Below are 14,037 nucleotides of genomic sequence, written 5' to 3'. Positions count from 1 at the left end.
AGAGGTGACTCCAGCCACTTTGTACCTACTAGTATGGACACGACTGTCACTCAGCAGCCGCCCGGAAAGGACACCTCCCCTGCCCTTCGTCCGCATAGACGTGCTCGGTACCGATCCCACCCGGCTCGACGCCCTCGGTCGAGCCGTCCAGGACCCCTCACGGAGACGCTCGGCATTCCACCCGACGACTGCTTCCAGGTACTGACCGGCCACGACGGCATCGCGAGCACGCTGCGCCACGACGGCTACCCCGGAGTGCACCAGGACGACTCGGTGATCTTCGCCGCGATCACCATGCGCGCCGGGCGCACCGCGGACCGCAAGCGCGCGATGTACCGTCGACTCGCCGAGCTGGTGCACGAGCGGACCGGCACAGAGCCGCAGAACGTGTTCGTGACCGTCACCGAGAACGGTTCCGCCGACTGGTCCTTCGGTCACAGCCTGGCGCAGTACGCCCCTGCCGGCGACGAGCAGGCCGGGGCGCCGTCCCCGCCCCCGCCGTCAGCGGCTTTCCAGGCGGAGGTGCAGGTCCCTCTCCTGATCACCCGAGGCCGCGCAGGTCTCCTGAACGGTGAACAGCGAGTCCAAAGTAGTGCGGAACCGGTCAACGGCCCAGTAACCGCCCTGGACGTCCGCCTGGACGGCCGCACCGAGACGGACCGGCATGCGGCCCACCTCCCGGGCGTCCGCAACGTCGTACGTGCCGAGCCACACCATCGGGCGGGTCTCATGGAGTTGCTGGGGCTCCTCGTCCGCGCCCCGGTCGGACGCGAAACAGGACCTCAGCACGTCGAAGACGACGCGGGCGTCCTCCTTGGAGCCGCTGATCTCCACCGTGACGGTTTCCGGATGCGACCGTGCCGTGCGTCCCATTGACCGCTCCTTTCGTGGCCGCGCCGCGGTGGAACGGGGTGGCCCGCCGCACCACTGCCCCCTCAGCAAAGCACCCCGGGCCGCCGGGCACACCTCAGCCGCGTGAGAACGTGTACGTCTTGCTGTCCGTCAGCACGCAGAAGCCGGGCGACACCACGATCACACGGAGGATGCCCGTCCGCCGGTCGTAGTCGATGCCCTCCACCTCGAACGAGCCCGAGCAGAAGCTGCGCAGCGGCAACTGCCGCAGGGCCGTGACGTGGCCCGAGACGTCCGCGGAGCCGTTCGGGGCGGCCGAGAGGTCGATCTCCAACAGGGGCTTGGTCATGCCGAAGAGGGTGCCGTCCGGATCATCGGAGGAGCACAGCAGGGTCGTGGGTCCGGAGAAGTCGCAGCCCTGAACGTCCCGGACGGCGTGGTCCAGCTCGACCGTCGAAACCTGCGGGAGGTTCACCGAGGGGGACGTGCGGGAGTTGGCTCCGGGAGTCGGGAAGACCAGCAGACGGGACATCGTGCCCCATTCACCCGACAGCATCCACTGGCCGTCGGGAGAGATCGCGACCCAGGAGTTGTTCAGGGCCTCACCGGGACCGAGCGTGTGGACGTACTCGGACCAGCCGCCGCCGGGTGCCCGCACGCGGAACATCTTCGAGTTGCCGGAATCGCGCTGGTAGGGCTCGATGTAGTAGCCCTCGTACGAGGCGTCGGGATCGCCGACGTGGTTCCAGCCGCGCACGGAGACGCCGATGGGAATGGTTCCGATACCGGTGTACCGGTTGGGGCTGTTCGGCGGGACCTCCACCGAGGTCAGCCCCTGGCTCTCGGTCAGCGGATCGGCCCTGTCCGAGCCGGTCTCGGTCCAGGTGGCAGCCGCGGCGGCGGATGGGGGTAAGGCGAGGGACACGACGGCGGCGGTAGCCAGGGTGACGAGTCCAGCGAGTACCGCGTGACAACGTTGCCGGACGGACGTGGACATGGTCGACTCCTCGGACAGGAGGTGGGGGCACTCGGTCGGCGGACAGTCTGGCGTGGCGCAATGGTCATGTACACACCAATGCAGCAACATGGGTCCGAACTCCCACGGCTCGCGGGACCGCCGGGTACGGTCTTCTCCGTAGTCAGCCCGCACCGCGCGCGCCGCCGGCGTGGCGACTTCGGCGGACGTCCGTCACCGGGTCGAGAGAGGGTTGAGGCAAGCGGCGAAGGCGTCGGAGAGTCGGGTGTGAGCGCTTTAGAACAAGGGGAGTCGGCACGGGGGACGACGTGCCGTGCGAACGCGCGAAGGCGGTGCATGGCATGAGTGCAGCCAAGGCTCCGGTGGCCGCGGGTGACGAGCCCGCACGGGGGCCGCTGCGCCCGGGCGGGCTGCTCGACGTACTGGCCGTGGCGTCCGTGGTGCTCGACACCGACGGCCGGATCGTGCTGTGGAGTCCCCAGGCGGAGGAACTGTTCGGATACACCGCCCAGGAGGCGCTCGGGCAGTACGCCGCCCGCCTGATGGTGCACGAGCGGCACATCAAGGTCGTCGGCAAGCTCTTCGCCGATGTGATGCGCACCGGGCAGAGCTGGGCCGGTGGCTTCCCGGTCCGCCACAAGGACGGCAGCACCCGCCTGGTGGAGTTCCGCAACATGCGGCTTTTGGACGACCGCGGCAACGTGTACGCGTTGGGTCTCGCCGCCGACCAGACGACCGTGCGGCGGCTGGAGCAAGACGTGGCGCTGTCCGAGCGGATGGTGAAGCAGTCACCGGCCGGACTCGCCGTCCTCGATGCACAGCTACGTTTCGTCTCCGTCAACCCGGCGCTGGAGAAGATCAACGGGGTGCCGGCCGACCAGCACAAGGGACGCACGCTGCGCGAGGTGCTGCCCCTGCTGGACCCCGGCGCCCTGCAGGACGCCGCCCGGCGCGTGCTGGACACCGGCGTGCCCGTCATCGACACCACACTGGTCGGCCGTACCCCCGCCGATCCGGACGAAGACCATACCTGGTCGCTGTCCCTGTACCGGCTGGATGACACCATGGGCCATGTGCTCGGCGTGGCAGCCTCGGTGATCGACATCACCGAACAGCACCGGGCCTCCGTGGAGGCGGAAACCGCCCGGCGCCGCTTGGCGGTCATCGCCGACGCCTCGGCCCGGATCGGCAGCACGCTGGAGTTGGAGCAGATCGCCTGCGAACTGGCCGAGGTCGCCGTACCGGAGCTGGCGGACGTGGCGGCTGTGGATCTGCTGGACGCGGTGGTGGGGGGCCGGCACAGCACACTGGGTCCGTCGGAACCCGCGGTGCTCCGGGCCCTCGCGGTGCGCCCGGAGAAGGGTGTGGAGGCCGCGGACGCGGTGCGGGCCGCCGATCCTCCCGGCCAGATCGCCCGGTACGCGCCCGACCGTCTGGTCACCGAATGCGTGCGCGCGGGTGAGGCAGTACTGGTGCCGCGCGTCGGGGACGAGGACGTGCCGCGCATCGCCCGCTCCCCCGAGGCAGCCGTCCTGCTGGGCCGGGCGGGCCTGCACTCGTACCTCGCGGTGCCGCTCATCGCACGTGGCGAGGTGCTGGGTGCGCTCGACCTCAAGCGCACCCGGAATCCGGCACCCTTCGGTGAGGACGATGTCCTGCTCGCACGGGAACTGGCCGCCCGGGCGGCCGTGCAGATCGACAACGCGCGTTGGTACCAGAGCGCCCGCGACACCGCGCTCACCCTCCAACGCAGCCTGCTTCCCAGCCGGCCGCCGGTCACGACGGGCCTGGAAGTGGCCTCCCGCTACCAGCCTGCGGGCGCGACCAGCGAGGTTGGCGGCGACTGGTTCGACGTGATCCCGTTGGAGGGCGACAAGACCGCGCTCGTGGTGGGAGACGTCATGGGCAGCGGCGTCAGCGCCGCTGCCACCATGGGCCAACTGCGCACGGCGACCACCACGCTGGCCGCCCTCGACCTCGACCCGGCCCGATTGCTGGAGCACCTGGACAAGACGACCTCGGCCTTGGACCACTCCATCGCGACATGCGTCTATGCCGTCCACGATCCGCATCTGCGCCAGTGCCGGATCGCCAATGCCGGCCATCTGCCCCCGGCCCGGGTCCGGCCCGGCGCACCGCCAGAACTGCTCGACCTGCCCACCGGCGTGCCCCTGGGCGTGGGCGGGGTGGGCTTCTCCACCGTCACCTTCGACTTCGATCCCGGTGACGAGTTGGTCTTCTACACCGACGGCCTAGTGGAGACCCGCCACCACTCGCTGGACCAACGGCTGGAATTCCTGCTGTCCCTGCTGAACGACCCCGAACGCCCACTGGAGGAGACCTGCGACCTGCTCCTGCGGACGTTGCACCATCCCGACAACCACGACGACGTGGCCCTCCTCATCGCCCGGGCGCAGGAACTTCCCTAGCCGGCCGGGCCGCGGGCGGCGGAGTCGCGATCACGACGGTCGCCGGGCGCAGGCCCGCCGTGACGCCCTTGACCGGGCCTCGCCTCCCATGCCCTCAGATGCGCACGCCGATCACCATGCGCGTGCGCGTCCTCCGACACCGTCAGACGGCTCGTCAGGCCCGCCTCGCTGAGGGCCCGCACGGCGGCCGGCGCCTGGTGTTCGCTGGTCTCGCTCAGGAGGCAGCCGCCAAAAGCGAGCCACCGCGGCGGGTCAGCGACGGGAGGACGGACCACGGGGAACGGCCCGCTGCCGGGGGTGTGCTCCCGCCCCGGGGAGTTGCTCAGACGCCGACCGTCTCCTCGATCTCCTCCTCGGCCTGCCTCGCTGCCGTCCGTTCGGCGTCCCGCCCGGCCCGCGCCGGGACGGACAGGGACCGGTTCCCCGGCTCGGACCGAGGGTCTGCGGCCGCCTGCCAGGTCCGGCGGGTCCGCTCGTACCGGGCCGCGGTCACGGTCACGGCGAGGCCCACGAGCAGCCAGACCGCGAGGGTCCACACGTTGTGCGCGAGGCCGTCGTCGCCGAAGTACAGCAGGCTGCGGACGCCCTCGATGAAGCCTGCGCCGTTCCAGAAGGCGTGCAGGGCGCCGAAGAATCCGTTCTGCAGCTCGGGACGGAACAGACCGCCGCAGCTGGTGAAGTTCAGCATCACGAACAGCACCATCATGGTCAACGTGGTCCATCGCTTGAGGAAGGTGTGCAGGCCGATTCCGATGAAGAGGATCCCCGCCGAGTAGAGCCAGGCCAATCCCCAAACGCCCGACAGATCGTGGTGCGCGAGGTGGAACACCGGCCCCGCGAGCAGCACGCCGATGCCGCTGACCACCGTGGAGACACCGAGCGCGAGCACTGCCCGGACGCGCATCGCGAGGCCGGCGCCCGCGGCCCCGAGGGCGGCTACCGAAGCGTAGGAGCCGATGCTCAGCGCGATCAGCAGGAAGAACAGACCCTGGCCGGTAGGGTCCTCGGCGACCGGCGCCACCACATCGATGACCTTCAGTGGGAGGCCCTGCTGGGCAGCGACGGGAGTGAACACCTTCTCCACGGCAGTCGCGCCCATATCGGAAGCCGCACCGGCCACCAGCAGCTCGGGCGCCTTGGCGCTCGGCACGTAGGCACCGGTCACCTCCCGGGACCGGAGCAAGGCGACTGCGTCGGCACGGGTGGCAACCGTGCGGATGTCGAGCTTGTCCCCCGCGGTGTCCTGCACCGTTTGCGCGAAGACCTTGGTCTGCGGGGCAGTACCGACGACGGCGACGGGCAGGTGGTTCGGCTCGGGAGTGACGAAGGCCCCCAGATAGGCGAGCCCCATGCCCAGGCACATCAACAGCGGAGTGACCAGGTGCGTGAGCACATGGCGCAGTGCGGGTGACCTCATCGTGCGGGACCTCCAATGGTTGGCTTATACAACTTCATCATCAAGTTGTACTCTACAACTAGAGCTTGGAGGAGGTATTCCCATGAGCGCAGCGGAGTCGGCCGTCGAAGCGATCCAGCGTGAAATGACGATCTTCGCCCGCCGAGCCCGCGCCTCGGCGGAACGGATGCACCCAGAGCTGTCACTGGTGTCGTACACCCTGCTCGGCCACCTGGAGGAGAGCGGCGGCTGCCGGGCGACCGATCTGGCGGCACATTACGCACTGGACAAGTCCACGGTGAGCCGGCAGGTGACCGCTCTGCAGCGGGCCGGACTGATAGAGCGCCGCCTGGACCCGGAGGACCACCGGGTCCAGGTGCTGCATCTGACGGAGGCCGGGCGGGAGATCCTCGCCCAGGTCACCCGCAGCCGCCGGGCCGCCTTCCGGGAACGACTCGCGCACTGGCCCGAGGAAGACCTGATTCGGTTCGCCGCCTACCTGGAGCGGTACAACGCAGGGCCGGGTGATGCGGATTCTGGCTGACCCGTGTGCCCGGCCGCGAGGAGCGTCCCGGCGACGACGGCTCCCCGCCGACCCTGCGGTTCAGGGGACGACCAGGGACGGTGCACCCGGACCAGCAGCGTACGGTTGAGCCATGAACGTCACGCGAGGCTTCACGGGCCGCCCGCGCGTCGCCAACCCAGGGCTGCCGCCCGGGCAGTACGACGCACGAGAGGACTGGCCCGTCCTGTCCGCCGAGGTCACCCCCGACCTCGCGGCCACCGACTGGTCCTTCCACATCGACGGCCTGGTCGAACGCCCGTACACCTGGGACTGGGACGCGGCGAGGGCGCTGCCCGCTTCGTCGTACGAGGGAGCGATCCACTGCGTGACGGGCTGGTCCAAGTTCGGCGTCCGGTTCGAGGGCGTCTCACTGGACACGTTTTTCCATGTGGTGCGGCCCCACGGATCCGCCACACATGCGCTCGCCCGCTCCCACACGGGCTACACCACGAATCTCCCGCTCGCCGACCTCACCGGCGGGCGAGCCTGGATCGCCTGGGAGTACGGCGGCGCACCACTGGCGCCTGAGCACGGCGGCCCAGCGCGCCTGCTGGTGCCACATCTGTACTTCTGGAAGAGCACGAAGTGGATCGCGGGCATCACGCTCCTCGACCACGACGTACCCGGCTTCTGGGAACGCAACGGCTACCACCCGCGCGGCAACCCCTGGGCGGAGCAGCGGTACTCCGGTGACTGAAACGAACATCACGGTGACCGAAACGGTGACGACGAACACGGCCGCCGGAGCCCCGAGCACGCCTGCCTCGGCCCAGACCAGCCGCACCGCCGCCGCCTCCTCCGCCGCGTTCGCGGTCCCTGCCACCGGATCCGGCACTCGCGGGGCCCGGTTCGCGGTGCCCGGGCGCATTGCCGTGAGCGAGCAGGCGACGACGGCATGGCGGACCGCCACGCTGACGGAGATCCGGCGGGAGACCCCGCGGGCCGCCACGTTCCGGCTTTCGGTGCCGAACTGGGCGGGACATCTCCCCGGGCAGCACCTGATGCTGCGTCTCACGGCGCAGGACGGTTACGTGGCGCAGCGCCACTACTCGATCGCCTCGGCACCGGATGACTCCGGGCACCTGGAACTGACCCTGGGCCATGTGCCGGACGGCGAGGTCTCCGGCTGGTTCCACACGATGGCCCAGCCCGGTGACACCGTCGAGGTGCGTGGCCCGCTGAGTGGCTTCTTCGCCTGGCCCGGCGACCGTCCAGCACTGCTGCTCGGCGCTGGCTCCGGGGTCGTACCGCTGATGTCGATGGTGCGACACCACCGGGCCCGCGCCCTGACCGTGCCACTGCGGATGCTGGTGTCCGCACAAAGCCCGGAGGAACTGATCTACGCGGGGGAACTGGGTGCGGAGACGACCCCTGTGTTCACCCGCAGCGCTCCGGCCGGCATACCTGTGGGACGTATGACGTCCGCCCATGTGATACCCCTCCTGGCCGACCAGCCCCCATGCGGGTGGGAAGCGTATGTATGCGGATCCAACGGGTTCGCCGAGCACGCCTCCCAGCTGCTGGTCCAGGCGGGCCAACCAGTGGAACGCATCCGTATCGAACGCTTCGGCTGAGCGCTCGGGTCGCGTGACGGGACGGGGCACGCGATCGTGGGGCACATGGCACCTTCCGTGCCCCGGACCGTCTTGAATTTCACGGCTCGCGACATGCGCTGAGGTGCGCCGTACGGGGTACGTGACGAGTGTGAGCGGTCGTACGCGCGAGCGCGTGGAGCGGCGGACTGTGCAGCGGCCGTCCGACTCATCCGCCCTCCGGCTTCGCCGGTGGCGAGGAGGTGGGCATGCGTACCCGGATGCGAGGTTGGCGTTGGCGGCGCAATCCGCTGCGGCGCCGGTCGGACGTGGTGGAGGCGTGGACAGTACTGGTCGTCACCATCCTGCTGCTCGTGGTAGCCCCCCTGGTCGGTGTAGCGGCCGGTCTACGCGCCCACGACCGGGCCGAGACGCTCGCGGTGGCACAGCGGGCCGAGCGCCATCAGGTGCGGGCCGTGGTCATCGGTGACGTGCCCCAGCGGTTGTCCACCTCGCAGGGTGATCCCACGCACCCGTACCGCGCCCGGGTCCGCTGGAGCGAGCCCGGCGGCAAGGCCCGGACCGCCTGGGCCGGGGTGCCGGCCGGGACCCGGGCCGGTGACACCGTCTCCGTGTGGTTCGACTCCCAGGGCCGCAATGTCACCCCGCCGCCAGACGAGGCGGCGATCTGGCAGCACACATTCACCGTCGGCTTGTGCGCCGCGGGCGCGGCAGCGGGCCTGGTATTCCTCGGGCACGCCGTCGAACGCCGGATCGCCCTGCGCCACCGGCTGACCGAGTGGGAACGGGACTGGGCGCGTACGGGGCCCAGGTGGAACCAGCCCAGGACCTGACGGTGACCCGCTCACCGTGCCACGTCGCAGCCCCCTTCCTCTCCGGAGCAAGCACCTCACCGGTCCTGGTCCACGACATCGTCGCGTACTGCCGTCGCTCTGGACGTGCCGTTCCGGTGTGGCGTCCCGCGGGCTGAGGTACTGACGGACCGTCACCCCCACTGGGAGACCGGCATGTTCCTCAAGACGCACCGCGGTCGCAAGGCGAACGTGCTGCGCGCCCTGTCCTACTTCGACGGAGTTCACTTCGCGGCCCGCGGCCGGGCCCCGGCCCTGTTCTCGACGGCCCTGGAGGACCAGGCCTGTCCACCCTCGACCGCGTTCGCGACGTTCAACGCCTGGGCGCACACGGACAAAGCGATCAAGGTGTACGACTTCAACGACCGTCAGGGCGGCGGCCCCTACCAGGACGCGGAGCAGGTGCGCTGACTGCAGTCGTACGCGTGAGGAACCGGGCCAGAGGGCGAGGGGGCGAACAGCGCGCGAGGCCACGGCCCACCGGCCCCTCCGCACACCCATCCCGGTCCCCTCGCACCCTCTGGCCCGTCTCACCCTTCCCTCTGGTCCGACCAGTCGGTACGTTCGGGACGCCCCGGGGTGTCCCGGGGCGCAGCAGCGCACCCCGGGCCGCTCAGTGACGACGGAGGCAAACCCCATGCCCACTCCCGACACCCACCAGACCCAGAAGATGCGGCAGAACAGCCAGACGCGGATCTTCGGCCACTGCACCGCGCGCTTCTCCGCCGTGCGCGAGGCCTTCGAAGAGAACTTCCGCGAGCGGGGGGAACTGGGTGCCGCCGTGACGGCCACCGTCGACGGAGAAACGGTGGTGGACCTCTGGGGCGGCTGGGCGGACGCGGCCAGCACCCGACCCTGGCGGCGGGACACCCTGGTGAACGTGTGGTCGACCACCAAGGGTCCGGTGGCACTGTGCGCGCACATCCTGGCCGACCGGGGCCTGCTCGACCTCGACGCGCCCGTGGCCACATATTGGCCGGAATTCGCGGCCTCGGGGAAGGACGGGGTGCTCGTACGTCATCTACTCTCGCACCGCTCCGGACTGTCCGGCCTCCGGGAACCGCACTCGCTGGATGACCTGTACGACTGGGAGTTGACCACGGCGCGACTGGCGGCCATGGAGCCTTGGTGGGAGCCGGGCACCCGGTCCGGGTATCACGCGCTCACGTACGGTTTCCTGGTCGGCGAGGTCATCCGGCGCGTTTCCGGGCTGCGGCCGGGGGAATTCCTGCGCCAGGAGGTGACCGGGCCGCTCGGCGTCGACTTCGCCATCGGCCTGCCACCGGAGCACGCCGGTCGGACGGCCGAGATGGTGCACCCACGAGCCGCCTCGCCGCGTGAACCAACTGCGGTTTTCCGCCAGTTGCAACCGGCAGCCCGTGCGGCCCTAGCCAATCCGCTGGTCGGTGTGGCGGAAGCGAACTCACCAAGGTGGCGGGCAGCGGAGCTCCCGGCCGCGAACGGGCACGGCACCGCGCGAGCGGTCGCAGCACTGTACGGCGTCTTCGCCGGTCGTGGCTCCTACGCCGGCCGCCGCATCCTGTCGCCGGAGGCCGCGGAGCGGGTGCGCGAGGGCCAAGGGCGCTGCCACGACCTGGTGCTCGGGGCAGGGTTCGAAGGAGAGACGGAGATCGGGCTCGGTCTGTGGCTGAGCGGCCCGCAGCGCTCGTACGGCCCGAACCAGCGAGCCTTCGGCCATGATGGGTACGGCGGTTCGTGCGGACTCGCCGACCCTGACGCAGGAGTGTCGCTGGGCTACGTGATGAACCGGCTGGGCTCGGCCATCGTCAACGATCCACGAAAGATGGCACTGATCGACGCCCTCTACAGCGCCCTGTGACCACGTGACGGCACCTCGGGGACCCTGGATCACGCGGGCGGGTTTCAGCCGAACCGGCAGACTGCTCTTCCCTTGTGGTTTAGACCAATGCTAATTGTGGTCGCGCAATGAGCCCACACGACTACAACTGGTTACCAACAGGAGGCGCGGCATGGCCCGCACCACCCCGCATCATCCCCCGCAGCTCGACAGCCGGCCCCGGTATGCGCAGGTCGCCGCGCTGCTCCTCGACGAACTGCACGACGGCACCATCCCCCCGGGTGAACGGCTGCCGGGCGAGCGGCACTTGGCCGCGCACTTCGGCGTCAGCCGGGAGACCGTACGGCAGGCACTGGAGATGCTGCGCCGAGGTGGTCTGGTCGCCACCGACCGGCGCGGCAGCCACGCGACGCTGCCCGGCAGGCCGGTCGAGACGCCGGATTCGCTCACCTTCCCGGTCGGCGCCCGGTCGGCGGACCCCTACGCGGTCGACCGGGCCACCGTCACCTGGGAGGTGCCCCCGCTCGAACACGCGCGAGCACTCGACCTGGCTCCGCACCGTCCGACGCTGGTGCACCGCTACCGGTCGGCCACGCCCGACGGCCGGTCACTGCGCACGGCAGTGACCTCGTTCTCGGCAGTGGCATTGGCCGAGGTCGAGGAACTCGCCCGCTACCGCGACCGTGCCGATGGCGCCACCCCGGCACAGCTGCGGCGGGCCTACGACTGGATGCGCAGAGCCGGCCTGACACTGCACCACCGGGACTCCATCATCCAGGTCGGCAACGCCTCCTCGGTGCGGGTGACCCGGCGGGTGCACGACCAGTACGCCCGACCGCTGGAGATCACCGACCTGGTGGTGGACGCCGGACGCAACGCGCTGGTCTACGAGTTCACGCTCCCTGCCGCGGGCTGAGCGCCCGGGCGACCACCAGCCGGGCCCGTGGACTGCCGTCCTCACGTCTCCCGAACCCGGGCAACGGGTGAAGGTCGACCGCGAAACCGGCACGTTCCAGTTCCATCAGTACGCCGCCGAGCCGGAAGGCCCGGTAGTACATCACGAACGGGGGCCGCCACAGCGCGTTGCGCAGTCGCATCACCGCGTCGAAGCCGAGCAGTGTCCAGAAGGCGAGCTGCGTCGCACGGGGCGGGGCGAGCACCGGGAAGGCGAAGCGGCCCCCGGATCGCAGGACCGAGTGGATCTGGCCGAAGAGCCCCGGCAGTTCTCCGGGCAGGAAGTGCCCGAACGCACCGAAGGAGACCACAAGGTCGAAGGCGGACGCGAACGGCAGGACGCGGGCGTCGCCGCGCACCCAGGAGACCTCGGGTCCGCCGGCGGTAGGCCGGACCCGTTGCCGGGCGACGTCGAGCATGCCCGCGCTGAAGTCGAGCCCGGTGACGCTCCGGCGGCACAGGGCAGTCAGCACGTCCGCCCCAGCACCCGTGCCGCAGCACAGGTCGAGACCGTCCTCAAAGGGGCCGAGCGGTGCGAGCACCCTCGCCACGGATTCCAGCACCGTCTCGGGGGTCCGGAACGGGGTGCGATCGAACTTCGGAGCGAGCAGGTCGTAACCGTGCTCGACGGACGACAGCGCCTGTACGGCGAGCTCACGCAGCGTGGGACCTTCGGGACCGAACATCTTGCCAGCCTAGGGTCGCCCGCCCCCACAGAGCCTTCCGGGTACGGTCGCGCCACCGGCCGCGGACAGCCACTGCGGTACCTGTGCGAGGTCTGGTGAGTTCTCCTGAGCCACGTCCGAGAAGCGGGTGAACAGGTGCTCCCGTGCGAGCGTGACCTCAAGCCTGGCGAGCAGGGGAGCGCCCAGGCAGTAGTGGGCACCGTGCCCGAGGGAAAGGTGACGCACTGCATCGGACCAGGCCGGACGGGCCACGCCGAAGCGTTCGGCGTCCGGACCGTGCGCAGCCGGGTCCCGGCCCGCGGCGGAGTAGCCGACGAGCACCGGGGTGCCCGCGGGTATGCGGAACTCCGGTGCCACGCCGAGGAGTTCACAGATCACCGACATCGGCAGGGGCAGCTCGAAGTGCCGGCACATAGTGCGATCGGTCAACTCGTCATACATCGATCGCTGATATGACACCCCCATCGAGTGGTATTCTGCCCGCAGCATTCGAGTGCGCCCACTGTGGGCGCCGGTGCCTGTTCCTCTCCTCACGCTGATCTGCTCGTGATTCCCCCGGATCTCCGGCTCCCAGCGCATCAGCTTCTCAGCACCACCTCGTGATAGGCCTTCCGCGCCGTACCGAGGTGCCGTTCCCGCCGCCCGGACACAGGCGTACCCGCCTCCCACCTGCGGTCTTCTCCCTCCCCTTTTCTCTCTCCTTTTCTCTCTTTCTCCCTTTCCCTCCCACCCACGGAAGGACCCTCCCGTGACCACCACACTCCAACGCCCTCCCTCGGACCAGCAGGCCGGAACCGCCCAGCTCGTCACCGGCGTGCTCGACACCGACGCACGGGGAAGGGGGCACCTGAGGTCCCTGAGCCTCCTCCCCTCCCCCACGGACCCCCAGGTCCCCGCCTCGCTGATCCGCCGACACGGCCTGCGCAAGGGTGACCTGCTCGTGGGCGTCCGGGGAACCCCGCGCGCCTTGACCGAGGTGACGCGCGTCGGCCGACGCACGCCCGCGGACCTCGGCCCCCGTCGGCGCTTTTGCGACCTCACCCCGCTCCACCCACACGAGCGCATCCGCCTGGAACACCCCGCCGCCGGGCTGGCCGGACGCATCACCGACCTGTTCGCGCCGGTCGGCAAGGGCCAGCGCGGCCTTATCGTCGCCCCGCCCAGGAGCGGAAAGACGGTGCTACTCCAGCAACTCGCCGCCGCAGTGGCCGGCAACCACCCGGAATGCCGCCTGATGGTCCTCCTGCTGGACGAGCGCCCGGAGGAAGTCACCGAAATGCGCCGATCCGTACGGGGCGCGGTGTACGCCTCCACTTTCGACCGCCCCGCGCAGGAACACATCGCCCTCGCCGAACTCGTAGCCGAACGGGCGAAGCGCCTGGTGGAGGCCGGCGAGGACGTCGTCATCCTGCTGGACTCACTCACCCGGCTGTGCCGGGCGCACAACAACGCCTCCGGCACGGGCGGCCGTACCCTGAGCGGTGGTGTCGACGCGGGCGCACTGCTCGGTCCCAAGCGATTCTTCGGTGCCGCCCGCCAGGTCGAGGAAGGTGGTTCGCTCACGATCCTCGCCAGCGTGCTGGTGGACACCGGTTCCCGGGCCGACGGCTACTTCTTCGAGGAACTCAAGAGCACGGGCAACATGGAGCTCCGTCTGGACCGCGAACCCGCCGCCCGCCGGATCTTCCCAGCCGTGAACATCGACGCCACCGGCACCCGCCGCGAGGAAATGCTGCTCACTCCAGCCGAGTTGACAGCCGTATCTGGACTGCGTCGTGCCCTGCGCACCCGGGAAGGCGGACCGGCCGCCCTGGAAACACTCCTGGAGCGGCTGCGGGCCACCCCGGACAACGCCGCCTTCCTGCAGCGGGTCCGACCCACCCTGCCCGCCGGGCGACGAACGACTCCTTGACGGACCACGACAGCCTCCCGGGCAAGGCCGTGGCACCCGGCAGG

At 70.2% G+C, this 14,037-nt stretch carries 12 protein-coding genes and 3 pseudogenes; 10 read left to right on the top strand and 5 right to left on the bottom strand.

Features of this window, described 5'->3' with window-relative positions; translation table 11 throughout:
- Positions 1-79: 79 nt before the first annotated feature.
- Positions 80-462, top strand: a pseudogene (locus tag LK06_RS30450) (tautomerase family protein); the annotation flags it as partial.
- Between the two features lie 39 nt (positions 463-501).
- Here the strand turns inward: LK06_RS30450 and LK06_RS30445 are convergent.
- Positions 502-873 (bottom strand): hypothetical protein, encoded by a 372-nt coding sequence (locus LK06_RS30445; protein WP_071659228.1) that lies wholly within the window; start codon positions 871-873, stop codon positions 502-504.
- Positions 874-967: 94 nt separating this feature from the next.
- Positions 968-1,849 carry a hypothetical protein gene (locus LK06_RS30440; RefSeq protein WP_043433274.1) on the bottom strand — a complete coding sequence of 294 codons (882 nt, stop codon included), beginning with the start codon at positions 1,847-1,849 and terminating at the stop codon, positions 968-970.
- A 320-nt stretch (positions 1,850-2,169) separates the two neighbouring features.
- On the opposite strand from LK06_RS30440, the gene LK06_RS30435 reads away from it, so the two are divergent.
- Positions 2,170-4,257: a SpoIIE family protein phosphatase gene (locus LK06_RS30435; RefSeq protein WP_174673958.1), complete on the top strand. Its 2,088-nt coding sequence runs from the start codon at positions 2,170-2,172 to the stop codon at positions 4,255-4,257.
- 322 nt (positions 4,258-4,579) lie between these two features.
- Here LK06_RS30435 and LK06_RS30425 read toward each other — a convergent pair whose 3' ends face one another.
- Positions 4,580-5,674 carry an ABC-2 transporter permease gene (locus tag LK06_RS30425; RefSeq protein ID WP_039651836.1) on the bottom strand — a complete coding sequence of 365 codons (1,095 nt, stop codon included), beginning with the start codon at positions 5,672-5,674 and terminating at the stop codon, positions 4,580-4,582.
- Positions 5,675-5,756: 82 nt separating this feature from the next.
- On the opposite strand from LK06_RS30425, the gene LK06_RS30420 reads away from it, so the two are divergent.
- The 7 genes and pseudogenes from LK06_RS30420 to LK06_RS30390 all read left to right on the top strand — a co-directional run bounded on the left by LK06_RS30420 (position 5,757) and on the right by LK06_RS30390 (position 11,357).
- Positions 5,757-6,197 carry a MarR family winged helix-turn-helix transcriptional regulator gene (locus LK06_RS30420; protein WP_039651837.1) on the top strand — a complete coding sequence of 147 codons (441 nt, stop codon included), beginning with the start codon at positions 5,757-5,759 and terminating at the stop codon, positions 6,195-6,197.
- A gap of 112 nt (positions 6,198-6,309) precedes the next feature.
- A complete protein-coding gene (locus tag LK06_RS30415; protein ID WP_039651838.1) occupies positions 6,310-6,915 on the top strand; it encodes a sulfite oxidase-like oxidoreductase in 606 nt (201 codons plus the stop codon).
- Between the two features lie 157 nt (positions 6,916-7,072).
- Positions 7,073-7,792: a ferredoxin reductase gene (locus tag LK06_RS30410; protein WP_039652209.1), complete on the top strand. Its 720-nt coding sequence runs from the start codon at positions 7,073-7,075 to the stop codon at positions 7,790-7,792.
- A 227-nt stretch (positions 7,793-8,019) separates the two neighbouring features.
- Positions 8,020-8,604 carry an Rv1733c family protein gene (locus LK06_RS30405; RefSeq protein ID WP_039651839.1) on the top strand — a complete coding sequence of 195 codons (585 nt, stop codon included), beginning with the start codon at positions 8,020-8,022 and terminating at the stop codon, positions 8,602-8,604.
- Positions 8,605-8,694: 90 nt separating this feature from the next.
- Positions 8,695-9,033: pseudogene (locus tag LK06_RS30400) on the top strand (acetylxylan esterase); the annotation flags it as partial.
- Between the two features lie 259 nt (positions 9,034-9,292).
- Positions 9,293-10,462: an EstA family serine hydrolase gene (locus LK06_RS30395; protein ID WP_043409433.1), complete on the top strand. Its 1,170-nt coding sequence runs from the start codon at positions 9,293-9,295 to the stop codon at positions 10,460-10,462.
- Positions 10,463-10,613: 151 nt separating this feature from the next.
- Entirely contained in the window at positions 10,614-11,357 is a 744-nt protein-coding gene (locus LK06_RS30390; protein ID WP_039651841.1) for a GntR family transcriptional regulator, read from the top strand.
- Here the strand turns inward: LK06_RS30390 and LK06_RS30385 are convergent.
- Positions 11,335-12,081 (bottom strand): class I SAM-dependent methyltransferase, encoded by a 747-nt coding sequence (locus LK06_RS30385; RefSeq protein ID WP_039651843.1) that lies wholly within the window; start codon positions 12,079-12,081, stop codon positions 11,335-11,337. The genes LK06_RS30390 and LK06_RS30385 overlap by 23 nt on opposite strands.
- A 9-nt stretch (positions 12,082-12,090) precedes the next feature.
- Positions 12,091-12,420, bottom strand: a pseudogene (locus LK06_RS30380) (cytochrome P450); the annotation flags it as partial.
- Between the two features lie 409 nt (positions 12,421-12,829).
- Between LK06_RS30380 and rho the strand changes: the two are divergent.
- Positions 12,830-13,993, top strand: a complete 1,164-nt coding sequence (gene rho / locus LK06_RS30375; protein ID WP_039651846.1) for a transcription termination factor Rho — start codon at positions 12,830-12,832, stop codon at positions 13,991-13,993.
- Positions 13,994-14,037 lie beyond the last annotated feature (44 nt).

Source organism: Streptomyces pluripotens (genome assembly GCF_000802245.2).
In the GTDB taxonomy this organism is placed as follows: domain Bacteria; phylum Actinomycetota; class Actinomycetes; order Streptomycetales; family Streptomycetaceae; genus Streptomyces; species Streptomyces pluripotens.
Note: the sequence above shows the minus strand (reverse complement) of the source record. Positions and strands in the feature narration are given on the sequence as shown.

Bases quoted from the DNA above. Each gene is read 5' to 3' on its own strand.
- LK06_RS30385 (WP_039651843.1), bottom strand. From the start codon at position 12,081: ATGTTCGGTCCCGAAGGTCCCACGCTGCGTGAGCTCGCCGTACAGGCG.
- LK06_RS30420 (WP_039651837.1), top strand. From the start codon at position 5,757: ATGAGCGCAGCGGAGTCGGCCGTCGAAGCGATCCAGCGTGAAATGACG.
- LK06_RS30390 (WP_039651841.1), top strand. From the start codon at position 10,614: ATGGCCCGCACCACCCCGCATCATCCCCCGCAGCTCGACAGCCGGCCC.
- LK06_RS30395 (WP_043409433.1), top strand. From the start codon at position 9,293: ATGCGGCAGAACAGCCAGACGCGGATCTTCGGCCACTGCACCGCGCGC.
- LK06_RS30405 (WP_039651839.1), top strand. From the start codon at position 8,020: ATGCGTACCCGGATGCGAGGTTGGCGTTGGCGGCGCAATCCGCTGCGG.
- LK06_RS30425 (WP_039651836.1), bottom strand. From the start codon at position 5,674: ATGAGGTCACCCGCACTGCGCCATGTGCTCACGCACCTGGTCACTCCG.
- LK06_RS30445 (WP_071659228.1), bottom strand. From the start codon at position 873: ATGGGACGCACGGCACGGTCGCATCCGGAAACCGTCACGGTGGAGATC.
- LK06_RS30415 (WP_039651838.1), top strand. From the start codon at position 6,310: ATGAACGTCACGCGAGGCTTCACGGGCCGCCCGCGCGTCGCCAACCCA.
- LK06_RS30440 (WP_043433274.1), bottom strand. From the start codon at position 1,849: ATGTCCACGTCCGTCCGGCAACGTTGTCACGCGGTACTCGCTGGACTC.
- LK06_RS30435 (WP_174673958.1), top strand. From the start codon at position 2,170: ATGAGTGCAGCCAAGGCTCCGGTGGCCGCGGGTGACGAGCCCGCACGG.